The organism is Modicisalibacter radicis, assembly GCF_900961225.1.
Taxonomy (GTDB): Bacteria; Pseudomonadota; Gammaproteobacteria; order Pseudomonadales; family Halomonadaceae; genus Modicisalibacter.
In genome coordinates this window covers 267,787-288,418 of record NZ_CAAHFN010000054.1, presented here as the reverse complement: position 1 = coordinate 288,418, position 20,632 = coordinate 267,787, and the positions used below count along the sequence as shown (strand labels likewise).

The following is a 20,632-nucleotide window of genomic DNA, read 5'->3' as shown; positions in this document are numbered from 1 at the left end:
AGCGTAGCGCTAACCTAGCGTAAACCGATAACCCGCGGCGTCGTCTCCGGTCAACGCTATTTGCGGCCAACGGCCCGGGGGCTCCAGCGCGTGCGGCGATAGCGCAGGTAGTAACCGCCCAGCGTCACCGAGCGCACCAGCGTGAAGAGCAGGAAGGCCAGCCACAGGCCATGGTTGCCGAGCCCCAGCGGACCGGTCAGCAGCCACCAGGCGGGCAGGTAGACGATGAGCCCGGCGAACACGCTGTTGCGCATCTCGCGGGTCGCCGTGGCACCGATGAACACCCCGTCGAGCAGGTAGCTCCACACCGCCAGGGCCGGCATCAGGACCATCCACGGCAGGTAGTCGGCGGCCGCCTCGCGCACCGCCGGCAGGTCGGTGAGCAGGGCGATGAGCGCCGTGCCGCCGATGGCGAAGCAGAGCATGGCGGCGGCGGTGGTCAAAAGCGAGAAGCGTGCCGTCGCCGCGACCGCCGCCGTGAATTCGGCCCAGTCGCGCCGCCCGATGGCGCGCCCGGTCAACGCCTCGGCGGCGTGGGCGAAGCCGTCGAGGCCGTGCGAGGTGAGCATGATGAACTGCAGCAGCACGGCATTGGCGGCGACCACCACGTCGCCCTGGCTGGCGCCCTGGGCGGTGAAGAAGGCCAGCGCGAACAGCAGCCCCAGGGTGCGCAGAAACAGCTGGCCGTTGACCTGGAGCAGCTCGCGATAGGCGGCCAGCCGCCATAGCCGCTCGCGATGGAAGGTGCCGCCGAGCTCGGCGAGCTGGCGTCGCACCAGCCACAGGCCCAGCGTCAGCGCCGTGTAGTCGGCGATTACCGTGGCCCAGGCGACGCCGTCGCTGGTCATGCCCAGGCCGACCACGAACAGCAGGTCGAGGACGATGTTGACGCTGTTGGTGAGCACCAGGATCGCCAGCGTCACCCGACTGTTCTGCTGACCCAGGAACCAGCCGAGGATCGCATAATTGGCGAGTACCGCCGGGGCGGATAGAAAGCGGATGGCGGCGTAGTCGTGGGCCACCGCGGTGGCCTCGGCGCTGCCGTCGAGCAGCCACAGGCCGAGTGCGGTCAACGGCCGCGAGAAGACGATCAGCGAGCCGCCGATGACCATCGCCATCACCAGCGCCTGGCCGAGCAGGTTGCGCACCGCGGTGGCGTCGTCGCGGCCCTGCGCCTGCGAGGTCAGCCCGGTGGTGCCCATGCGCAGGAAGCCGAAGCCCCAATAGAGAAAGCTGAACAGCATCGCGCCCAGCGTCACCCCGGCGAGGTAGCGCGATTCGGGCAGGTGACCGACCACCGCGGTATCGACCAGGCCGAGCAGCGGTACGGTGATGTTGGACAGGATGATCGGCCAGGCCAGCGTCCAGACCCGGCGGGTGGTGGCGCTAGTGACAGGGTGTGCGGCAGGCAAGCGGCTTCCTTGGTCGGTGTCGGCATGATGGCGAGTCGCCGAAGCGATGCGCTGACAGGATACGCCGACGGCTCGCCGGGCGCGACGCCGGCAATGGGCCGGCCAGCGGGGGCGGTCAGTCTGGCAGCCGGCAGGCGATGGGCGGCCAGCGAAGCGCGTGGGTCATGCACGGGGGAGCGGTGGGTTGCAACGGGCAATCGGGGCGGGCCGCGCCAGCGACGCGCTGGGGTCAGGCGGCGACGATCAGCTCGTATTTTCTCATCAGCTGGTCGCGGGTCTCGCTGCGGGTCGGGTCAAGCGGGATGCAGTCTACCGGGCATACCTGCTGGCACTGCGGCTCGTCGAAATGGCCGACGCATTCGGTGCACAGAGCGGGGTCGATGACATAGATCTCTTCCCCGGCCGAGATGGCGCCGTTGGGGCACTCGGGTTCGCAGACGTCGCAGTTGATGCATTCGTCGGTGATCATCAGGGCCATGGTTCATGTCCTCGCTGCGTAAAGAGGGCTCATCACTGGCCTGGATTCCGTTCGGGGCGCCGTGCGCTTGGGCCCTGGTCGGAATGGAAGTGTTCGCGCAGCGCATCGGCGACGCGTGGATGCACGAGTCGGCTGATATCGCCGCCCAGGCGCGCGATCTCCCGCACAATGGTGGCAGAAATATAGGAATTTTCGACCGCGGGGGTCAAAAACAGGCTTTCGACATGCGGGGCCTGGGCGCGGTTCATGTTGGCCAGTTGCAACTCGTACTCGAAGTCCGACACGGCGCGCAGCCCACGCAGCACGATACGCGCACCCTGCTGGTCGAGCAGCTCGGTGAGCAGGCAGCTGAAGCCGACGACGTCGACGTTGTCGAGGCCATCGACAACGTCGCGGGCCAGCGCCACGCGACTGTCGAGATCCAGCGTCGGATGCTTGCCGGGGCTCGCCGCCACGGCGATGATGACCTTGTCGAAGATCCGCGCGGCGCGCTCGATCAAATCGAAGTGACCGTTGGTGATGGGGTCGAAAGTGCCGGGATAGACGACGATGTTCATGGGCAATCCTGTCGAGAACGGGCGCGGGCGCGGGCGCGGCGGCTAGGAGTCCGGGCGCTTAGCGTAGCCGATGCCCGGTGGCGCGACAAACGCCCACCGGCGCCTGTGGGCGTGTGCGGAAAGGCGCGACACTCACTCGCCGTCGAGGCGTCCGTAGGGGTTGTCCACGGCCAGGGAAACCGGCCGGGCATAACCGGGGATGTGGATGCCGTCGGCTTCGATCGTGAGTTCGGGGCCTTCCAGCACGCCCTCGCCGAAGCGGTAGATGACCGAGAACTCGCCGACATCGGCGCGCTGATCGTAGTCGGCGCTGGCGGAGAGGGTCGCTTCGCGGCGCTGCTTCCAGGCATCGATCGCGGCCTGGCCATGGCGCTGCACCAGCAGTCGCTCGGTGACCGCCGGCGACAGCAGCAGGCCGGTGGCATTGTTGCCGCCGAAGCCCTTGGCGTTGATGAAGGCGGCGTCGGCCTGGAAGGCCAGCGGTTCGCGGAACAGTCGCAATCGCTCGGCATGCACGTCGTCGGCGACGGCATCGAGTGTGGGGATTCCGGGGATCAGGCCATAGGCGAAACTGCCCAGCGCACTGGTCAACTGATCGCCCGCGGCGCTGCCCTGGGAGTGGCCGACGAACGCCTTGAGCCCGGCCACCGGCCAATCCCCGATGCCGTTGGCGCGGGCCACGGTGTCGAGAACGTGCGACTCGGTGGTGCGGTTCTTGGGTGTGCTGGTGGCGTGGGCATGGACGAAGCTGCGTTCGCGTACCGCGCGTTCGCCGAGGATCTCGCCGGCCAGGCGCACCGCCTTGCCCAGGGTGATGTAATTGCCGATGCCCGGCGCCGAGATCGAGCGCTTCCAGCCGTCGGCGTTGACGAACACGTCGGGGACCGAACCGAGGATCTGGGCGCCGGTCTCGAGCGCCAGGCTGTCGTCCATCAGCAGCACGAACTGGCTCGACTCGGCGATGGTGAAGCCGCAGTTGCGGGCGAACGGCCGGCAGGCGCGCTGATAGTCGCTGTCGGTGAGCAGACTCAGCGCATCGAGCGCCTTGAGGCTGTCGTCGTCGGCGAGCGCGCCCATGCTGCGAAAGCCCTCGACGATCTCGGGAGTCACCGGCGCATCGCTGGTACCGACCATGACCACCCGGCGCGCGCCGCTGCGGATATCCTCGATGCCCAGCCGCAGGTTATACAGGAAGCTCGCGCAGGCGCCCTGGATCGCTCCGGTGGCGCCGACGCTGCCCAGTACGTAGGCGTTGAGGAAGTCCGCCGGCATCTGGCCGTAGCCCAGCGGCATCTGCTTGGAGGTGGCGCGATTGCCGGAAACGAAACTCTTGAGCAGCCCGCCCCAGCCCGGGTCGTCGAGCTGGCCGATGGAGTTGCCGGCATAGACGGCGACCTGGCCGGGATCGAGGCGATCGTGCAGCGCCTGCCAGTCCAGCCCGCTCTGGCCCAGGCAATCGCTGGCCCCGAACACCGCCATCGAGAGCCCGCGCGGATGATGCACGCTGCGATACAGCCGACCGGGCTCGAAGCCGCACGGCAACTGGCCGGCGGCGCGCACTTGCGCCTGGCGGCGTTCCGGCAGCAGCACGTCGAGCACGCCGGCCGGTACGCTGACCTCGACCAGCCGACCATCGATGTCGCGGACCTGCCAGGTCTCGGGCAGCGGGTCGGGCAACTGACGCCGCCGCGCCTGGAAGGTCAGCGGTCGCTCGAGGTGCATCTGGGTATGGCGGTTGGCGGGGATGCCGTCGGCGTTGAAGGCGGCGTCCTCGTTGCGGCGGATCAGGGTGTGGTCGAGCACCCGCTGACGCACCTGGCTGGCCAGCTCGCCGGTGGCGATCGGCTCGCCGTGGATGTCCTGCCAGCCGCCGTCCTGCTGATGGCTGATCAGCTGCATCATGGCGGCCAGGCCGATCAGGGTCCGCTCCTGTTCCTCGACGGGCAGGGCATCGAGCACCGTGCGTCGAAACGCCTGGTGGCCGGAGGTCCTGCCGGCGGCATTGACACCGCCCATGCCGACAATCACCGGTAACTGTGACAAGCCGCGTCCCTCGTTGTGCTGTGAGTCTACGAGTCCTGTTGCTGCCTGGCTCCGCGCGTATCGCGGTGGGCGAGGGCGGGCCGGCAGAACGGCGGGGCACCTGGTGCCCTGATGATCGAGTCTGGGGCGCGATGATAGCACCTGCCTCGCAGCCCCGTCATGCCGCCCGGCCCAAGTGAGGCGCCACGGGGTGGGCGATGAAAGCGGGGTGTTGTTAAACAAGCGTTTGAAAAAGGCTGCATTCCGGCTTACTCTAGAAGGGCTGTTTGAGTCATACGAGTCGGAGTTGGTATTGGCGCGCCCGCCGGGCGCGCCGTTTTCTGTCGTCTGCTAGACTGGCCAGCCTTCGATTCGTTCCGCCGAGCGCCCAGTCCCGCCATGCAAGCTTCTTCCCGACCCGTCATCAGCAACCAGTCCGGGCCCCACGACGATCTGGCAAGGCGCGTTACGCGTGCGCTGAGCCATCCGCTGCGCAAGCCGGTCGCCGAGCACACCCGCCGGGCCTTCGCCGAGGCCGAGCGCTGGCTGGCGGGCCGGGCGAGTCCGCTGGTGCTCGATGCCGGCTGCGGCGTGGGGCTGTCGACCCGCCAGCTGGCGATTCGCCACGCCGATCATGCGGTGATCGGCATCGACCGCAGCGCCGACCGGCTGGGGCGCGATCATGGCCCGCTGCCCGACAACGCGCTGCTGGTGCGCGCCGACCTGGTCGATTTCTGGCGCCTGGCGCTGGCAGCCGGCTGGCGGCCGGCGCACCACTACCTGCTGTATCCCAATCCCTACCCCAAGGCGGCGCACCTCAAGCTGCGCTGGCACGGCCACCCGGTGTTTCCGGCGCTGCTCGCGCTGGGCGGGCGGCTCGAGGTGCGCTCCAACTGGCGGCTGTATCTCGACGAGTTCGCCCTGGCCACGTATCAGGCCAGCGGTCGGCGGCCCGCGGTGGTCGAGCACGCCCCGCAGGGCGCCTTCCTCACCCCCTTCGAGCGCAAGTACGTGGCCAGCGACCAGGCGGTGTGGCGGCTGGACGTCGCGCTGCCTCATGCCCCCGAGCTGATGCCCGTCGCGCAGTAGGGCTAGCGGGACAGTCGCGCGCTGAGTTCGCTCTCCAGCCAGCGGGCGATCGGCCCCCGTCCGGCGGCGCGACGACGCACCAGCTCCACGTCGACGCTGGCTGGCTCGGGCAGGTCGCTGATCGACAGTCGGCTGACCAGCGAGCGGTACATCGGGTAGGCGGCGATGTGCTCGGGCACCAGTGCCCAGCCGATGCCCTGGCTGACCAGCTCGGCGATCGCATAGTAGCTGTTGAGCTGCCAGACCCGTGGCGACAGCCGCGCCGGGCGATGACCGCCCTGTGTAGTGCCGCCCAACGGAGTGCCGCCCAACGGCGAGGCGACCACCAGCTGGCGATGGCGGCTGAGGGTCGACAGGCGCACCTCGCGCTCGCCGGCCAAGGGGTGATCGGCGGCGACGATCGCGGTCTGCGACAGGCGCGCGATCTGGCGCACGCTGAGCGCCTCGGGCAGCGTCGGCTGGCTGAACAGCACACCCAGGTCGGCGGTGCCGTCGGCGACCCAGCTGGGAATGTCGTCCTGCGCGCCGTTGAGCAGCGACAGCTCCAGCGCCGGCCAGCGCTCGGCGAGTACCGTCAGCGCCTCCATCAGCGGCGGGTAGGGCAGCGCCTCGTCGACGGCCAGGGTCAGACGCGATTCCTCGCCGCTCGCCAGGGCGTTCGCGCGCGCGTCTAGCTGGTCGCACTGACGCAGAATCTCGCGTGCCTCGAGCACCATCGCCTCGCCCTCGGCGGTGAGGACCGGCGTGTGTCGTCGACGGTCGAACAGCGTCAGGCCGAGGTCGAGCTCGAGATGGGCGATCGCCGTGCTGACCGCCGACTGCGCCTTGCCCAGGCGGCGTGCGGCGGCCGAGAAAGAGCCGCTATCGGCGGCGGCCAGCAGGCAGACGAGCTGATCGAGATTCCATTGCATGATCTATCTGATTTCCTGATGGCTTTTAACTCGTATCCATCAAGATACTGCCTAGAATGCCTGGCGACCATTCCATTGTTCGAGGGAGGCGGCGATGCGTAGCTGGCGGGAGCGCTTGCTGCATACCACGCTGTTCGAGGCCGGCGGGCTGGTGATGGTCACGCCCTTGGCGAGCTGGCTGAGCGGCCACGGCATCGGCCAGATGGGCCTGCTGGCCGCGGTCCTGGCGACCTTCGCCATGTTCTGGAACCTGATCTGGAACCGGCTGTTCGACCGCTGGGTGCCGACCCGCCGTCGCAGCCTGGCGCAACGCATCGCCCAGGCGCTGGGGTTCGAGCTCGGTCTGCTGGTGATGACCCTGCCCGGCGTCGCCTGGTGGCTGGGGATCGGCGTGGTCGAGGCGTTCTGGCTCGACCTGGGATTCATGCTGTTCTTCCTGCTTTATGCACTGATCTTCAACAGCGCCTTCGATCTCGTCGTGCAGCGCCGCCTGGCAAGGAGGAATACCTGATGGCCTACGTCTATCTGTGCCTGGCGATCGTCGCCGAAGTGCTGGGCACCAGCGCGCTCAAGGCCTCGCAGGAGTTTACCCGACTGTGGCCTAGCGTCGGGGTGGTGGTCGGCTACGGCCTGGCGTTCTACTGGCTGACGCTGGTGCTGCGCACGCTGCCGGTGGGCATCGCCTATGCCGTGTGGGCGGGGCTGGGCATCGTGCTGGTGACGCTGATCGGGGTGCTGTGGTTCGGCGAGAAGCTCGACTGGCCGGCGGTCGCGGGCCTGGCGATGATCATCGGCGGCGTGACGGTCATCCAGCTGTTTTCGAGCGTTTCATCGCACTGATCCATGGCCCGCGGTCTTCGGCTAGTCCCGGCGGCCTGCTAGGCTAGGGAGCTTTCGCCAACCGAGGATCTCCCATGCTTCGCCCGCTCGCTGCCGTGTTGATCTCGCTGACCTTGCTGGGTTCCGCCACGCCCGGCCTGGCCGCCGGTTTCGATTACGTCGCCCGGCTCGCCGACAGCGGCTTTCGCATCAGCGCCAAGGCGCAACTGCTCGACAGCGGGGCGGTGCTCGGCGAGATCGACCCGCAGCGCCAGCTTTCGCCGGCCTCGGTGTCCAAGCTGTACATCGCCGCCGCGGCACTGGATCGCTGGGGGCCGCAGCACCGCTTCACCACGCGTCTGGTATCGAGTGGATCGGTCGATGCGCAAGGCGTCCTGCATGGCGATCTGGTCTTCGAGGGCGGCGGCGATCCGGCGCTGACCTCCGAGGATCTGTGGCGGCTGATCCAGCGCCTGCGCCTGCAGGGCGTGAGCGCGATCGATGGCCAACTGGTGATCAGCCAGTGGCGCTTCGGCCCGGTGGCGTGCCTGACCACCGACCGCTGTCGGACCCGGACGCGGACCGACAACGCCTACAGTGCGCTGCTCTCCTCGGCGGCGGTGAATTACGGCAACTGGTGTCTCAACGTGCTGCCCGGCGGCCGCCAGGGCGACGAAGCACGCATCCTGAGCTGCGATACCGTCGAGCCCACCACGCGCATCGACAATCACGTGACCACCGTGGCCCGCGGCGGCGACACGCGTATTAGCGCCGAGCGCATCACCGACGCCCAGGGCGACGTGCTGGCGATCCGTGGCCAGATCCCCCTGCAAAGCTATCCACAGGCGGTCTATCGTGCCAGTTCCGATCCGGCCGGCCAGGCCGCGCAGACGCTGATGGCGATGCTCGCACGGGCCGGAATAGCGGTCACCGGGGGCAGCGCGATCAGCGATACCCGGCCGCCCGACAGTGCCCGGCAGCTTGCCGCGGTGGATGGCAAGCCGCTGCAGGAGCTGCTGCTGCGCACGCTGAATTATTCCAACAACTTCATGGCCGACACCCTGAGCCTGGACCTGGTCGACACCCCGCGGGCGAACCTGGCCGAGGGCGGCGAGGCGCTCGAGGCGTTCGTCGACGGCGTGCCCGGCCACGGGCCGGTCACCCTGCTCAGCGGCAGCGGCCTGACCACCGAGAACCGCACCTCGGCCCGGGGCGTCAATGCCCTGCTCGAGGCGATGTACCGGCGTCCGGCGCTGTTCCCGACCTTCGTGGCCGGGCTGCAACTGCCGGAAAACGGCCCGATGCGCTTCATCCGCCGCGGCGACCCGCTGTTCCAGAGCCATGTGATGCTCAAGACCGGGACTCTCAACCAGCCCTATGCGGTACGCTCGATCGGCGGCTACTTCCGCACCCTGGAGGGTCGCTGGGGCTCGTTCAGCGTGCTGGTCAACGGTACTTCGCAGACCCCGTACCTGTCCTGGTCGCAGGTCCTCGACCCGCTGTCCGAGGACCTGGCGGCGATGATCCGAGCTTACTGAGTGCGCGCGAGCGACGATAGCCATGCTGGTGCCTTGAGCTGCCGCCGGGATGGCGCTTCGAGCAACACGGGGTTGGTCCCGTGGCCCGGCTAGTGACGTAGAATAACGACAGGCCCTATCACCACGCCGTCGCCACGACCAAGGGAGCACCATGACGCAGATGCACTGGGAACGCCTGCTCGATCCGCATCGGCTCAACGACAAGCCGCGCGCCGCGCGTGACGAAGTCGGTCGTAGCCCGTTCCACAAGGATCACGATCGCATCGTCTTCGCCGGCTCGTTTCGGCGCCTGGGACGCAAGACGCAGGTGCATCCGTTGACCGACAACGACCATATCCATACTCGCCTGACCCATTCGCTGGAGGTCGGCTGCGTGGGGCGTTCGCTGGGCATGATCGTCGGCGAGAAACTGTCCCACCGCCTGCCGGACTGGATCACTCCGGCCGACCTGGGGGTGATCATCCAGGCTGCCTGCCTGGGGCACGACATCGGCAATCCACCCTTCGGCCACGCCGGCGAGTACGCCATCCGCGACTGGTTCAAGCGTGCCGGAAGCGACGGCAGCGGCCTGCTCGAGGGGCTCACGGAGACCCAGCGCGAGGATCTGCTGACCTACGAGGGCAACGCCCAGGGCTTTCGTATCGTCACCCAGATCGAATACAACCAGTTCCGCGGCGGCATGCGCCTGACCGCGGCGACGCTGGGCACCATGCTCAAGTACCCGTGGACGGTCGAGCATGGCGGTCGCGCCGGCAAGTTCGGCGCCTACCAGTCGGAACGGGTCACGCTCGCCGAGGTCGCCGAGCGCCTGGGTCTCAAGCGACGCGACGACTGGGCCTGGTGCCGCCATCCCCTGGCCTACCTGGTCGAGGCCGCCGACGATATCTGCTATGCACTGCTCGATCTCGAGGATGGCCTGGAAATGGGCATTCTGCGTTTCGACGAAGTCGCCGATGTGCTGACTCAGATCGCCGGGGGCGAGCCGGCCGAGTACCCCGATATGCGCGCCGCCGGCGTCTCGCAGCGGCGCTGCATCGCCGCGTTGCGCGGAGCGGCGATGGAGCGTGCGGTCAACGATGTCGGCGAGGTGTTCGTCCAGCATGAACAGGAGCTCCTCAACGGCGCGTTGCAGGACGATCTGCTCGAGCTCTGCCACCCGGACCTGGGCTGGGGCGTCACCTCGGCCAAGCAGCTGGCGCGCGAGCGAATCTTCCAGAACGAGCGCAAGGCCAAGCTGGAGATCGGCGCCTATACCACGCTGGGCATTCTGCTCGAGGCGTTCATCGGCGCCGCCCACGAACTCCATCATCACGGCAGCTCGACCTTCAAGCATCAGCGCGTGCTGGCGCTGATCGGCGAGAACACCCCCAGGCCGACCTGGACGCTGTACGACAGCTATCGGCGGATGCTCGATTTCATCGGCGGGATGACCGATCACTACGCCGTGGACCTGGCGCAGGAGATGGGCGGGCGCCTGAAGGGGGACTAATAGTGCGGGTCTGGAAGGGGCGGCTCGAGCGTCAGACACAAAAAAACCGGGCCCGCCTGAGCGGGCCCGGTCACTCGAAGCCTTGCGGTTCGAGAGCGATCCAACCGGAAGTTAGAGCGCCTTGATGTTCGCGGCTTGCAGGCCTTTCTTGCCCTGAGTCACGTCAAAGGAAACCTCTTGACCGTCCTGCAGAGACTTGAAGCCTTCGGCCTGAATTTCCGAGAAGTGGGCGAAAAGGTCGTCACCGCCGTCGGCGGGAGAGATGAAGCCGAAGCCTTTGCTGTCGTTGAACCACTTGACTGTGCCAGTTGCCATTTTGACTATCCTTGCGCGCTAGGCGCTCTTTACGATTTGCCGGGTGATACCCCGAGATGCAGTGGGTAAAACAAAGGAGATATACCAGGCTACCGAAGGACTCGAGTACAACTGACTATATGCAACTTGCTAACCTACTGAGTTCAATGTGCCACAGTCCCGTGCGGATCGTCAAGGTCCACGCCGGCCCGAGGCCATCGACATCAACGACAGGCGGTAAGACACCATGAAGCGAGCCATCCAGGGGGTCGTCCCGGGCGGGGGATTCGTCGCCGCGCTGTTGCTGGGCGCCTGCCTTGCCGTGTCGGCATCGGCCCAGGCGCAGCCGGCCCTCGACGCCGGGGGGTTCGCTCACTACACGCTGGCGCTGACCTGGCACCCCGGGTTCTGCGAAACACGCAATCAGCCGCCTCGCGAATGCCGCGATCCGCGCCTGCGCGATGCCGCCGATGAGGGGTTCGTGCTGCATGGCCTGTGGCCCTCGCTGCCCGAACGCTTCGCCGCGCGGGGCATGACGCGCCAGCGCTGGTGGGCCGAGGGGTGCTTCGCCGAGCGGTCGCGTCCCCGGGGCGGCTTTTGCCGCGCGCACTCGCCGTTCGAACTGCCCGAGGCGCTGGCCGATGAGCTCGACGAGGCCATGCCGGGTCGCGCGAGTTGTCTCGATCGTTATCAGTACGCCAAGCATGCCGCCTGCCTGAACCTGCCTGCCGAGGCCTATTTCGACACCGCCGTGGACCTCGTCGCGGCGGTCAATGCCAGTGCCTTCGCCGATTTCGTGGTGCTCAACCAGGGTGGCACGGTGGCGCGCAACGCATTGATCGAGGCCTTCGGGGCGGCCCTCGGCGGCGCTGACGGGCGCGCCCTGCAGCTGGTTTGCGGCGGGCGCGGCAACCGGCTGCTGACCGAAGTGCGCATCGGTATCGATGCCGACGCGCTGGCGACGTTCCCGGCCGCGGAGAGCCTGATGCCGCTGCGTCGCGGGCGCTGTGCCGCGAGGGTGCGCATCGCCGATTTCGAACTCGGCCAGCCGGCAATGCAGTGAAACCCTGCTAATTTAGAGTCGTATGTGTCTTTGAAAAGGGCAGGGACGTGAGCGAGTTCACTTGGCTGGATAGCACGGTTCTGGTGATCTATATCCTGGCGATCGCCTTCATCGGCGCGCGTTTCGGGCGTGGCCAGAGCGATACCCAGGATTACTTTCTCGGCGGTCGCAAGATCCCCGGCTGGGCGATCGGCCTGTCGGTGATGGCCACCCAGGCCAGCGCGATCACCTTCATCGGCGCGCCGGGCTGGGGCTTCGACGGAGGCCTGGAACGACTGGTCACCTTCATCAACGTACCGATCGCCATGGCGGTGCTGATCTTTCTACTGGTACCGGTCTTCCACCGCGCCGGAGTCTACAGCATCTACGAACTGCTCGAGCGCCGCTTCGGCCCGGCGACGCGCAGCTTGAGCGCGGCGCTGTTTCTGGTCGCCCGCGGGCTGGCCACCGGGGTGGTGCTCTATGCCCCGGCGCTGGTGCTGTCGGTGGTCACCGGCTGGGACGTCAACCTGACGATCGTGGTCATGGCGGTGCTGGCGGTGAGCTATACGGTGCTCGGCGGGATCAGCGCGGTGATCTGGACCGACGTGATCCAGATGTTCGTGCTGTGGATGGGTGCCATCGTCAGCATGTTCCTGCTGATCGGCAGCCTGCCCGGCGGCTGGAGCGATGTCCTCGCCTTCGGTGCCGCCCAGGGCATGTTCGATGCCATCGACCTGTCGCTCGATCCCACCGTGACCTACTCGCTATGGGCGGGACTGATCGGCGGGGTATTCCTGCACATCGCCTATTTCGGCACCGACCAGAGTCAGATCCAGCGGGTGTTGACCAGCCCCAGCATCCAGGAGGGACAGCGGTCGCTGTTGATAGGCGGCTATCTGTTGATTCCGCAGATGCTGCTGTTCCTGTTCATCGGCGTGATGCTTGCCACCTACTACGACCAGCACGGCCTGACGGCGCCGGACAATCTCAACGAGCTGTTTCCCCGCTATGTGGTCAATGCCTTTCCCCCGGGGCTCGCCGGGCTGGTGATCGCCGGGGTGTTCGCGGCGGCGATGTCGAGCCTCGATTCGGCGCTCAATTCGCTGTCGGCGGTCAGCGTGCGCGACTTCTACAGCCGCTACGCCAAGCGTGACGCCAGCGAGGCGCACTACCTCAAGGTGTCGCGCTGGGCGACGGTGTTCTGGGGCATCTACGCCACGTTGTTCGCCTTCTTCGCCGGTAACCTCGGGCCGGTGATCGAGGCCGTCAACCGCATCGGCTCGTGGTTCTACGGTGCGCTGCTGGGGGTCTTCCTGCTGGGGATGCTCAGCCATCGCACCAATGCCCGCGGCGCGATGGCCGGGCTGATCGCCGGCATGGCGGCGGTGTGGCTGGTGTCGAGCACGCAGGACATCTCCTGGCTCTACAACAACGTCATCGGCGTGGCGGTGTCGCTGGCGGTGGGTTATGGCGTCAGCCTGACGTCGCCGGCGCCGAACCGCGAGCAGCTCGCCGACGTGGTGATCGACGAGACCGCGCCGGACATGCAGGCGGTGCTGTCGACGCGCGCCGGCAAGGCCAGCGAGGTCACCGCCGAAGCGCGGCTGACGCGTCGGCGCTGCATCGGGCTGCTGGTCTGGTTCTGCGTGGTACTCACGGCGCTCGCGCTGTTCCAGAGCTGGGCCAATGGCTGATTACGCGCTGCCGCGGCGTATCGACGAAGCCACGGCCATGGCACGCCTGGCCCGGCTGGGGGCGCGGCGTTTCGAGTCGGCGCGACTGGGACTGTGGGCCTATCCGTTGGGCCTGGCGGACGCCTCGCCGAGCGCCTGGCTACTGTGCCACCGCCAGGCACGCCGGGCCTTGCTGTGGCCGGGGCCACTGCCCGAAACGCGCGATGCCGCCGACGAGGTGTCGCTGGCCGGGGGAGAGCCGGTGCCGCCCGAGCGTGTGGCGCGGCTGTGGTTCTGGGAGCGGCTGGCCTCGCGGCGGCTGCGCAGCGCCCGGCTCCAGGAACGCGCGCCCGATGCGGTAACGCTGCCGTTGTGGCTGGGCTATGGCGGGGGGCGGGCGACGCGTCGGCTGATCGTGGTCAGCGCCGTTTCCGGCGAGGCGCTGGTGGCGCTGAAGCCGGCGGTGCTGGCCGGGTTGCGCGGGGCCGGCGAGGGCTAGACCGACGCGCGTTCGCGGCGGCGATCGTCGAGCAGCGCGGCGCGCCGGGTCAGCGCGCGGGCCACGTCGTCGTGCATGGCATCGCTGAACTCGCCGAGTCGCGCCTCGGCGAGCAGCCGGGCCAGCCCCTCGCCGCTGACCACCAGCAGGTCGTCGGGTGCCTCGCCGTTGTCGATCCGCCAGCCGGGCAGCACCAGCACGCCACGCACCGGCACGTCGAGCCCGCACTCGCGGGCCAGCCAGTGGCGCATCCAGCCCGCCGCCTGGCGGGTCTTGCGCAGCGGCTGGCGCTCGCTCCAGCCGGGGAAACGCAGTCGCTGGCTTTCCACGGTGACCTTGTCCCGGGGCTGGCCGGCGGCATCCAGCGGATGAGTGCGCGCGCGGGTCTCGATCACGAACACTCCGAAGGGCGTCAGCGCCACGTGGTCGATGGTGAAGGTATCGCTGGGGATATCGTGGAACACGAAGTAAGGATGGTCCTCGGGGCGAATCAGGCGTTCGAGTTCCTGGCCCACCGCCAGCTCGCAGGCCAGGCCCAGCTTGAGCCGGCGGATGCGCTGGAAGTCGCGCATCAGCAAAAAGCAGAACAGCAGCACCAGCGCCGAGCAGAGCAGCCCGTAGAGTGCCCACTCGAACCAGATCTGTTCGTCGGCGAAGAGCATGCGGCCCATGCCGAAGGTCAGCGGCGCGAGGATCACGATCGGCCCCAGCGCGCCGTTGAGGAACAGGCTGGTGAAGGCGCGGTCGAGCCGGTCGCGCAAGGCCTGGCCGGGCTCGCGCAGCGGCCGGGCGTCGAACGGCGAATGCACGCGGGCATCGTGCAGGTTGCGCAACGCCACCACGATGCCGGCGGTGGCGCCGAGCGGTGCCAGGAAGATCAGCGGTAACAGGTATTCCAGCCAGACCATCTCATACATCCTTGCCGCGACGGGGCGAATGAAACGCCCATTCTAGCCAAGCCCGCCGTCGCTCACCATGCATCCGCCGGCACGGTTCAGGCCGAGCGGGTGACGGGGGTATAGGCGACCACCCGGTTGCGGCCCTGGGTCTTGGCGCTGTAGAGCGCCTGGTCGGCGTGGCGCAGCCAGTCGTGATAGTCGCTCAGGGTGTCGGCCGGCTCGGCCAGTCCGATACTCAGCGTGCAGGGCAGCAGGGTGTCGCCCTGGACATCGGGATGCGGAAAGCGTTCGCGCAGCCCGTCGAGCAGTGCCAGCGCCTGGTCGATGGGCGTGTCGGGCAGCAGCACGCCGAACTCCTCGCCGCCGTAACGGCCCACCAAGGCCCGCTCGCCCAGCGCCTCGCGCAGGAAGGTCGCGGCGCGACGCAGGATCTGGTCGCCCATGGCATGGCCGAAGGTATCGTTGATCTGCTTGAAATGGTCGAGATCGATGAGGGCCAGGGTGACCGGAGGGTGTTCGTCGGCGAAGTGGCGTTCGACCAGGGTTTCCCAATGACGGCGGTTGTACAGTCCGGTGAGGCCGTCGGTACGGCTGAGCCGGGTCAGCAGGCGTTTCTGTTCGACCAGCGCCTTGGCCTGGCGGTAGACGATCTGGCCGATCGTCAGCGGGTAGACGATCAGCAGCGGCAGGCTGGCGAGCAACGTCAGCGGCGTGGGCACCAGTGCGAAGGTCGGCGGATCGAGGATCAGCCAGCCGCCGGCCGCGCCGCCAGTCAATGCGATGAGCCCGTGGGCGAGCATGCGCAGCCCGCCGACGGCGATGTTGTTGAAGCACAGCAATGTGGCGAAAACCGCGCTGGGTAGTACGCTGAAACCCATCGCCGCGATCCACATGCCGCCGAGCAGGGTATCCAGCAGCAGCAGCCGGCGTTCGTGCGTATGCGGGTCGCCGCTGCGCGTGGACCACCAGCGGGCAATGTGCGGCCAGGCCAGGCCGTTGATCGCCAGCAGCATCCACAGCGGCCACCCGGCGGCGTTTTCATGAAGCGTCGCCGCGACGCACAACGAGCCCAGCCCCAGGCCGATAATGCGAGGCAGGTAGGCGCGCCGGGAGAGGGCGAGGCGCGGATCGCGGCGGGGTGTGGAGGCGTCGGCAGACATGCGGCGTTACGGTCCTGATCTGGCACCCGGGCAGGGTGTGTGAGACGTTTTACCTTGACGCAAAACCCGACTTGCGGCCAGTGGAAAATGGCATGACAACGATCAACGATAGTCCCCCGGCGTCGGCTCCCGGGCTAGCGCCGGGTGGCGCTGACGGCACCGCGTCGCAGGATCGGCTCGAGGCCCTGCTGGCGTTCGTCGAACGTCACCCGCGGCTGATGGTGCTCACCGGCGCCGGGGTCAGCACCGAATGCGGCATCCCCGATTACCGTGATGCCAAGGGCGCCTGGAAGCGCTCGCCGCCGGTCCAGCATCAGGCGTTCATGGCCAGCTTGGCGACCCGGCAGCGCTACTGGGCGCGCAGCCTGATCGGCTTTCGTGCCATCGAGGGCGCCCGCCCCGGTCCGGCGCACCACGCCCTGGCGCGGCTCGAGGCGCTCGGGCGCGTCGCCACGCTGGTTACCCAGAACGTCGACGGATTGCACCAGCGTGCCGGCTCCCGGCGCGTCATCGATCTGCACGGGCGCGCCGAGATCGTGCGCTGCATGGGCTGTGGCGCCAGCCGCATGCGTCATGCGCTGCATCAGCAGCTGGCGGCCCGCAACCCCGACTGGCTCGGGCTGGACGCGACGGTCGGCCCGGACGGTGACGCGGATCTCGACGGCCTGGATTTCTCGCGCTTCTGCGTGCTCGATTGCACCCGCTGCGGCGACGGCATCTGGAAACCCGACGTGGTGTTCTTCGGCGACAACGTGCCGCGCACGCGGGTCGATGCCGCCTTCGCGGCCCTGGCCGAGGCCGATGCGCTGCTGGTCGCCGGTTCGTCGCTGATGGTCTATTCGGGGTTCCGTTTCGCCCGTCAGGCGGTGCGCGACGGCAAGCCGATCGCCTGCATCAACCGCGGCCACACCCGGGGCGATCCGCTCTATTCCCTCAAGCTCGACGCGCCGGTGGGCGAGACGCTGACGGCCCTGGCCGAGGCGCTGAGCTAAGCTAAGCCTGCCTCGTGCCGGCATCAAGTTTTCCCTGCGACGGCCGTTATCGGCTATTCGACCGGCGAACGACGCCGGCTGGATTACCCGATAAAGCAGGGAAGGGAACGTCATGCAACTCGTCAGCAAGATTCTCGTCGCCGCGGCGCTGGCCGCCGTTTCCGCTCCGGCGGCCGCGGGCCAGTGGTCGCTGGGGGCCGGCGTCGGCACCACCGGTTACGAAGGCAGCGTCAGTTACCGCTTTCACGACAACGTCGCGCTCACCGGTAGCTACAGCGGCTTCGCCTACGACGACATCGATTACGACAGCGACGATGTCGACTACCGCGGCGATTTCGATCTCGACGTCTACGGCCTGAGCGTCGACTACTTCCCGTTCGCCGGGCGCTTCTACCTCTCGGCGGGGGTGGTGCGCCCGGATATCGCCATGCAGGTGGTGGGTCGGCCCAAGGCGGGGGGATCCTACGAATTCAACGGTCAGACCTACACGGCCGCCGAGGTGGGCACCCTCCAGGGTAACGTCAGCCTGGGCGATTCCGTGCAGCCCTACCTGGGGCTGGGCTGGCGCGGCAGTCATCAGCCGGGCCTGGGCGTGTTCGGCCGGCTCGGGGTCTTCCTGACCGATGCCGAGGTCGATCTGCGCGCCACCGGCGCGGCCAGCGACCCGCGCCTGGCCAGCGACGTCCAGCAGGAGGAGGATGATCTGCAGGACGACGTCGACGAATTCGGCGTCTATCCGGTGGCGATGGTGGGGCTCGAGTATACCTTCTAAGACGGCGCCGCTTTGCCAGCCGACACGCCAAAGCCCGGGCCGACGAGCCCGGGCTTTTGCATGATGCGCGCGTTTCAGTGTTTCAGCGTTTCAGCGTGTCGGCGGGGCCATGAATTCCGGACCCACCGGATCGCTGACGTGCTCGGCGAGGAGCCGGTCGATCTCCGCCAGGTCGTCGGCGCCGAGCTTCCAGCCGTCGATGGCCTCGAGCGGCGCCATCTGGTCGGGGCGCCGGCCGCCCCACAGCGCGATGCCGTTGGCGTGGCTGTCGAGCAGCCAGCGCACGGCGAGTTCCAGGACGTGCTTGCCGTGACGCTCCCGGGCGAGGCGCTCGAGGGCGTCCACCGCGGCCAGGTACTGGCCGTAGCGCGGCTCCTGGAACTTGGGGTCCTTGTTGCGCAGGTCGTCGCCCTTGAACTGCGTGTCGCGCTGCATCTTGCCGCTGAGCAGGCCGCGACACAGCGCGCCGTAGGTCAGCATGGTCAGCCCTTCGCGCTCGGCGTAGGGAACGATGTCGCGTTCGGCGTCGCGCTCGAACAGGTTGAGCGGCGGCTGCACGCTGTGCAGCGGCGCGACCTCGCTGAAGGCCCGGCACTGCTCGACGCTGAAGTTGCTGACACCGATGGCGCGGATCTTGCCGTCGCGATAGAGCCGCTGCATGGCGCTGGCGGTTTCCTCCATCGGCACCTCGGGGTCGGGCCAGTGGATCTGGTACAGATCGATCGTCCCGGTACCCAGCCGGCGCAACGAGTCCTCGACTTCCCGTTCGATGCGCGCTGCCGTGGCGTTGCGTACCAGCGCGGCGATGCCTTCGCCCCACTCGAGGCCGGCCTTGCTGGCGATCACCAGTTCGTCGCGGCGGCCATGCTCGGCGAGCGCCTTGCCGACGACCTCCTCGGAGTGGCCGAAGCCGTAGGCCGGGGCGGTGTCGATCAGCGTCACGCCCCGCTCCAGCGCGGCGTGAATGGTGCGGATCGCCTGGGCGTCGTCGCTGCCGCCCCACATCCTGCCGCCGATCGCCCAGGTGCCCAGGCCGATGCGCGAGGCGGACAGGCCGGTGTCGCCGATCTCGAGGGTTTCCATGGGAACGCTCCCTGTTGTGGTGGATAGGTGCAACAAGGCTGGTAGGTTCCGTCGGCCTTGGCAAGCCGCCGGATCAGGGTCGGTTGGCGGCTGCCGGCTCGACGGTGACCTCGACCGGGCCTGCCGCGGTGTCGTCGGCGAGTACCACGACCGGTTCGGGCGAGGCGTAGAGCAGCCGGCCGTCGGCGCGGATCTCGGCGCGCAGCACGTAATCGCGACCGGCCGTGACGGCGTTGGCGTCGTAGCGCAGCACGATGGGGATCGGCCCGGCCCCCAGGCGTGTGTAATTGCCTTCGGCGATCACCCCGCCACTGGCCGAGCCTTCGCGCAGGGTGACGTTGAGTTCGGCGTTGCGCGGCAGGTCGAACGATTCATCGGCGCTGACGCGCGCCTCGAGATTGGCGAAGCGCGGCGTCAGCGCACAGGCGCCCAGGGCGAGCAGGACGAACAGTGCCAAGGCCAGTCGCAGGGGCTGTTGCAGGCCGGGGTGGCGGGTCATGACGACTCCTGATGCAGTAGGAAATGACATTGAGGGGCACCGACCGCGGCACACGCCGTCGTTCAGCCGCCGGCCAGCTTGACCGTATAGCCCCGGGATTCGAGCTCGGCCTTGAGCACCTGGCGATGATCGCCCTGGATCTCGATGACCCCGTCCTTGATCGCGCCGCCGGTGCCGCAGCGCTTCTTGAGCGCCTTGGCCAGTGTCTTGAGTTCTGCGTGGACGAGCGGCACGCCGTGCAGCGTGGTCACGCCCTTGCCCTTGCGACCGCTGGTCTCGCGGCGGATGCGCACCACGCCATCGAGCGCGGCGATGCGTTCGGCCTCGGCCTGATCGGCGCACTGGCAATCGGCGAGCGGCTGGCGGCAGGCGGGGCAGGTATCGCCATGCTCGGTGGAGTAGACGAGCCCGCGGAGCTGGTCCTGAAGTGAGGCCATCAAGCGGTTCCTGTCGAAGGGCACATGGAGTGTCGATGATAGCGCAGCACGGCGCCGGCGACGATGGCCGGCGGGATGATGTGACCGCCCCCGGTCGGCGTCAGCGGGCGGCGGCGATCGGCGCGGAGCGGCGCTCGGATCCGGCGAGATGGGCGAGGATGCCGGGCAGCTGGCCCATGTCGGTCATCGAAATGGCGCCATCGGGGGTCTCTTCCTCGGCGGGGAAACGGTTGATGTGCACCACGCGCATGCCGGCGGCGAGCCCGGCGGCGACACCCACCGCGGCGTCGTCGATCACCACGCACTGCCCGGGGGCGAAGCCCATGCCACGCGCGGCATGCAGGAACAACCCCGGGTCGGGCTTCCAGCACTGCAGCGTATAGCCGCTGTACAGGCGTTCGTCGAAATAGCCCCGCAGGCCGGTACTGTCCAGCGCATTGCGGATCTTGTGCTCGGGGCCGTTGGAGGCCACGCAGCGGGGGTGGGCGGACAGGGCCTCGAGGGCTTCGCGAACGTGCGGGATGGGCTGAAGCTCGCGGGCCATGCGCAGGGCCATGGTCTTGCGCATCTCGGCCTCGGCGGCGCTGCGCACCGCATCGTCGAGGGTGCCGTGACGGCGTTCCAGCTCGGCGACGATGGTCATGAAACGCACGCCGCGGAACTCTTCCATGTACTGTCGTGCGGCGAAGGGCAGGCCCACGCGATTCAGCGTATCGGCCATCACTTCCGCCAGCAGCGGTTCGCTGTCCACCAGGGTGCCATCGCAGTCGAAAAGCAGACAGAGGGGTTGGGACATTGGTCGCGTCTCTTGCGGCTAGCCTCGATACAGCGGGCTCATACTCTTGGTTATCGGCAAGGCCGGCACGCGGTTGAGGGTGAATTGCCTTTGTTTCAAGAACACTGTTTTATAACACTCTAGCGTAACCTGGCGGATTTGTCGCCCGGATCGTGGGATCCGGGCGAG

The 20,632-nt window shown here is 68.1% G+C and carries 22 protein-coding genes; 10 read left to right on the top strand and 12 right to left on the bottom strand.

What is annotated here, in order from left to right; translation table 11 throughout:
* Nucleotides 1–56 precede the first annotated feature (56 nt).
* The 4 genes from HR9077_RS06970 to HR9077_RS06955 all read right to left on the bottom strand — a co-directional run bounded on the left by HR9077_RS06970 (nt 57) and on the right by HR9077_RS06955 (nt 4,463).
* Nucleotides 57–1,412 (bottom strand): MATE family efflux transporter, encoded by a 1,356-nt coding sequence (locus tag HR9077_RS06970; RefSeq protein WP_136066290.1) that lies wholly within the window; start codon nt 1,410–1,412, stop codon nt 57–59.
* Nucleotides 1,413–1,641: 229 nt separating this feature from the next.
* Nucleotides 1,642–1,890, bottom strand: a complete 249-nt coding sequence (locus HR9077_RS06965; protein ID WP_136066289.1) for a YfhL family 4Fe-4S dicluster ferredoxin — start codon at nt 1,888–1,890, stop codon at nt 1,642–1,644.
* Between the two features lie 32 nt (nt 1,891–1,922).
* Nucleotides 1,923–2,447, bottom strand: a complete 525-nt coding sequence (gene coaD / locus HR9077_RS06960) for a pantetheine-phosphate adenylyltransferase (protein ID WP_136066288.1) — start codon at nt 2,445–2,447, stop codon at nt 1,923–1,925.
* Nucleotides 2,448–2,579: 132 nt separating this feature from the next.
* A complete protein-coding gene (locus HR9077_RS06955) occupies nt 2,580–4,463 on the bottom strand; it encodes a beta-ketoacyl synthase (protein ID WP_136066404.1) in 1,884 nt (627 codons plus the stop codon).
* Between the two features lie 405 nt (nt 4,464–4,868).
* Here HR9077_RS06955 and trmB point away from each other — a divergent pair, with 405 nt between their 5' ends.
* Nucleotides 4,869–5,558 carry a tRNA (guanine(46)-N(7))-methyltransferase TrmB gene (gene trmB, locus HR9077_RS06950; RefSeq protein ID WP_136066287.1) on the top strand — a complete coding sequence of 230 codons (690 nt, stop codon included), beginning with the start codon at nt 4,869–4,871 and terminating at the stop codon, nt 5,556–5,558.
* A 2-nt stretch (nt 5,559–5,560) separates the two neighbouring features.
* Here the strand turns inward: trmB and HR9077_RS06945 are convergent, their stop codons facing one another.
* Nucleotides 5,561–6,469 carry a LysR family transcriptional regulator gene (locus HR9077_RS06945; protein WP_136066286.1) on the bottom strand — a complete coding sequence of 303 codons (909 nt, stop codon included), beginning with the start codon at nt 6,467–6,469 and terminating at the stop codon, nt 5,561–5,563.
* A 94-nt stretch (nt 6,470–6,563) separates the two neighbouring features.
* Here HR9077_RS06945 and HR9077_RS06940 point away from each other — a divergent pair, with 94 nt between their 5' ends.
* From HR9077_RS06940 to HR9077_RS06925, 4 genes are all read left to right on the top strand, one after another.
* Nucleotides 6,564–6,980, top strand: coding sequence for a PACE efflux transporter (locus HR9077_RS06940; RefSeq protein WP_136066285.1), 417 nt, complete (start codon nt 6,564–6,566; stop codon nt 6,978–6,980).
* Entirely contained in the window at nt 6,977–7,309 is a 333-nt protein-coding gene (locus tag HR9077_RS06935) for a DMT family transporter (RefSeq protein WP_210725881.1), read from the top strand. Before HR9077_RS06940 ends, HR9077_RS06935 begins: the two co-directional genes overlap by 4 nt.
* A 74-nt stretch (nt 7,310–7,383) precedes the next feature.
* Entirely contained in the window at nt 7,384–8,826 is a 1,443-nt protein-coding gene (gene dacB / locus HR9077_RS06930) for a D-alanyl-D-alanine carboxypeptidase/D-alanyl-D-alanine endopeptidase (RefSeq protein ID WP_136066283.1), read from the top strand.
* A gap of 151 nt (nt 8,827–8,977) precedes the next feature.
* Nucleotides 8,978–10,315: a deoxyguanosinetriphosphate triphosphohydrolase gene (locus HR9077_RS06925; RefSeq protein ID WP_136066282.1), complete on the top strand. Its 1,338-nt coding sequence runs from the start codon at nt 8,978–8,980 to the stop codon at nt 10,313–10,315.
* Between the two features lie 111 nt (nt 10,316–10,426).
* Here the strand turns inward: HR9077_RS06925 and HR9077_RS06920 are convergent, their stop codons facing one another.
* A complete protein-coding gene (locus HR9077_RS06920; protein ID WP_136066281.1) occupies nt 10,427–10,630 on the bottom strand; it encodes a cold-shock protein in 204 nt (67 codons plus the stop codon).
* Between the two features lie 226 nt (nt 10,631–10,856).
* On the opposite strand from HR9077_RS06920, the gene HR9077_RS06915 reads away from it, so the two are divergent.
* The 3 genes from HR9077_RS06915 to HR9077_RS06905 are packed head-to-tail and all read left to right on the top strand — an operon-like array spanning nt 10,857 to nt 13,826.
* A complete protein-coding gene (locus tag HR9077_RS06915; protein WP_136066280.1) occupies nt 10,857–11,672 on the top strand; it encodes a ribonuclease T2 family protein in 816 nt (271 codons plus the stop codon).
* 47 nt (nt 11,673–11,719) lie between these two features.
* Nucleotides 11,720–13,348, top strand: a complete 1,629-nt coding sequence (locus tag HR9077_RS06910; RefSeq protein ID WP_136066279.1) for a sodium:solute symporter family protein — start codon at nt 11,720–11,722, stop codon at nt 13,346–13,348.
* On the top strand, nt 13,341–13,826 hold the full coding sequence (locus HR9077_RS06905; RefSeq protein ID WP_136066278.1) for a hypothetical protein: 486 nt from the start codon (nt 13,341–13,343) through the stop codon (nt 13,824–13,826). Before HR9077_RS06910 ends, HR9077_RS06905 begins: the two co-directional genes overlap by 8 nt.
* On the opposite strand, the gene HR9077_RS06900 is transcribed toward HR9077_RS06905, so the two are convergent.
* Together HR9077_RS06900 and HR9077_RS06895 are read right to left on the bottom strand one after the other, a co-directional pair.
* Nucleotides 13,823–14,734 carry a nuclease-related domain-containing protein gene (locus HR9077_RS06900; RefSeq protein ID WP_136066277.1) on the bottom strand — a complete coding sequence of 304 codons (912 nt, stop codon included), beginning with the start codon at nt 14,732–14,734 and terminating at the stop codon, nt 13,823–13,825. The genes HR9077_RS06905 and HR9077_RS06900 overlap by 4 nt on opposite strands.
* An 86-nt stretch (nt 14,735–14,820) precedes the next feature.
* The gene (locus HR9077_RS06895) at nt 14,821–15,885 is read right to left on the bottom strand and encodes a diguanylate cyclase (protein ID WP_136066276.1); all 1,065 of its coding nucleotides are present in this window, start codon (nt 15,883–15,885) and stop codon (nt 14,821–14,823) included.
* 92 nt (nt 15,886–15,977) lie between these two features.
* On the opposite strand from HR9077_RS06895, the gene HR9077_RS06890 reads away from it, so the two are divergent.
* Nucleotides 15,978–16,877, top strand: coding sequence for an NAD-dependent protein deacetylase (locus HR9077_RS06890; protein WP_136066275.1), 900 nt, complete (start codon nt 15,978–15,980; stop codon nt 16,875–16,877).
* A gap of 112 nt (nt 16,878–16,989) precedes the next feature.
* Nucleotides 16,990–17,649 (top strand): hypothetical protein, encoded by a 660-nt coding sequence (locus tag HR9077_RS06885; protein ID WP_136066274.1) that lies wholly within the window; start codon nt 16,990–16,992, stop codon nt 17,647–17,649.
* 90 nt (nt 17,650–17,739) lie between these two features.
* Here HR9077_RS06885 and HR9077_RS06880 read toward each other — a convergent pair whose 3' ends face one another.
* The 4 genes from HR9077_RS06880 to HR9077_RS06865 all read right to left on the bottom strand — a co-directional run bounded on the left by HR9077_RS06880 (nt 17,740) and on the right by HR9077_RS06865 (nt 20,464).
* Nucleotides 17,740–18,732 (bottom strand): aldo/keto reductase, encoded by a 993-nt coding sequence (locus tag HR9077_RS06880; protein ID WP_136066273.1) that lies wholly within the window; start codon nt 18,730–18,732, stop codon nt 17,740–17,742.
* Nucleotides 18,733–18,805: 73 nt separating this feature from the next.
* Nucleotides 18,806–19,231, bottom strand: a complete 426-nt coding sequence (locus tag HR9077_RS06875; protein ID WP_168380905.1) for a YbaY family lipoprotein — start codon at nt 19,229–19,231, stop codon at nt 18,806–18,808.
* Nucleotides 19,232–19,293: 62 nt separating this feature from the next.
* Nucleotides 19,294–19,668 carry a translation initiation factor Sui1 gene (locus HR9077_RS06870; RefSeq protein WP_136066271.1) on the bottom strand — a complete coding sequence of 125 codons (375 nt, stop codon included), beginning with the start codon at nt 19,666–19,668 and terminating at the stop codon, nt 19,294–19,296.
* 100 nt (nt 19,669–19,768) lie between these two features.
* Nucleotides 19,769–20,464 carry an HAD-IA family hydrolase gene (locus HR9077_RS06865; protein ID WP_136066270.1) on the bottom strand — a complete coding sequence of 232 codons (696 nt, stop codon included), beginning with the start codon at nt 20,462–20,464 and terminating at the stop codon, nt 19,769–19,771.
* Nucleotides 20,465–20,632: the final 168 nt, after the last annotated feature.

What these genes read in the sequence shown, in the direction of transcription:
- HR9077_RS06890 (WP_136066275.1), top strand. Translation starts at nt 15,978, where the DNA reads ATGACAACGATCAACGATAGTCCCCCGGCGTCGGCTCCCGGGCTAGCG.
- HR9077_RS06940 (WP_136066285.1), top strand. Translation starts at nt 6,564, where the DNA reads ATGCGTAGCTGGCGGGAGCGCTTGCTGCATACCACGCTGTTCGAGGCC.
- HR9077_RS06905 (WP_136066278.1), top strand. Translation starts at nt 13,341, where the DNA reads ATGGCTGATTACGCGCTGCCGCGGCGTATCGACGAAGCCACGGCCATG.
- HR9077_RS06965 (WP_136066289.1), bottom strand. Translation starts at nt 1,890, where the DNA reads ATGGCCCTGATGATCACCGACGAATGCATCAACTGCGACGTCTGCGAA.
- HR9077_RS06900 (WP_136066277.1), bottom strand. Translation starts at nt 14,734, where the DNA reads ATGGTCTGGCTGGAATACCTGTTACCGCTGATCTTCCTGGCACCGCTC.
- coaD (WP_136066288.1), bottom strand. Translation starts at nt 2,447, where the DNA reads ATGAACATCGTCGTCTATCCCGGCACTTTCGACCCCATCACCAACGGT.
- HR9077_RS06915 (WP_136066280.1), top strand. Translation starts at nt 10,857, where the DNA reads ATGAAGCGAGCCATCCAGGGGGTCGTCCCGGGCGGGGGATTCGTCGCC.
- HR9077_RS06895 (WP_136066276.1), bottom strand. Translation starts at nt 15,885, where the DNA reads ATGTCTGCCGACGCCTCCACACCCCGCCGCGATCCGCGCCTCGCCCTC.
- HR9077_RS06955 (WP_136066404.1), bottom strand. Translation starts at nt 4,463, where the DNA reads ATGGGCGGTGTCAATGCCGCCGGCAGGACCTCCGGCCACCAGGCGTTT.
- HR9077_RS06945 (WP_136066286.1), bottom strand. Translation starts at nt 6,469, where the DNA reads ATGCAATGGAATCTCGATCAGCTCGTCTGCCTGCTGGCCGCCGCCGAT.
- HR9077_RS06920 (WP_136066281.1), bottom strand. Translation starts at nt 10,630, where the DNA reads ATGGCAACTGGCACAGTCAAGTGGTTCAACGACAGCAAAGGCTTCGGC.
- dacB (WP_136066283.1), top strand. Translation starts at nt 7,384, where the DNA reads ATGCTTCGCCCGCTCGCTGCCGTGTTGATCTCGCTGACCTTGCTGGGT.
- HR9077_RS06875 (WP_168380905.1), bottom strand. Translation starts at nt 19,231, where the DNA reads ATGACCCGCCACCCCGGCCTGCAACAGCCCCTGCGACTGGCCTTGGCA.
- HR9077_RS06880 (WP_136066273.1), bottom strand. Translation starts at nt 18,732, where the DNA reads ATGGAAACCCTCGAGATCGGCGACACCGGCCTGTCCGCCTCGCGCATC.
- HR9077_RS06925 (WP_136066282.1), top strand. Translation starts at nt 8,978, where the DNA reads ATGACGCAGATGCACTGGGAACGCCTGCTCGATCCGCATCGGCTCAAC.
- HR9077_RS06870 (WP_136066271.1), bottom strand. Translation starts at nt 19,668, where the DNA reads ATGGCCTCACTTCAGGACCAGCTCCGCGGGCTCGTCTACTCCACCGAG.
- trmB (WP_136066287.1), top strand. Translation starts at nt 4,869, where the DNA reads ATGCAAGCTTCTTCCCGACCCGTCATCAGCAACCAGTCCGGGCCCCAC.
- HR9077_RS06865 (WP_136066270.1), bottom strand. Translation starts at nt 20,464, where the DNA reads ATGTCCCAACCCCTCTGTCTGCTTTTCGACTGCGATGGCACCCTGGTG.
- HR9077_RS06885 (WP_136066274.1), top strand. Translation starts at nt 16,990, where the DNA reads ATGCAACTCGTCAGCAAGATTCTCGTCGCCGCGGCGCTGGCCGCCGTT.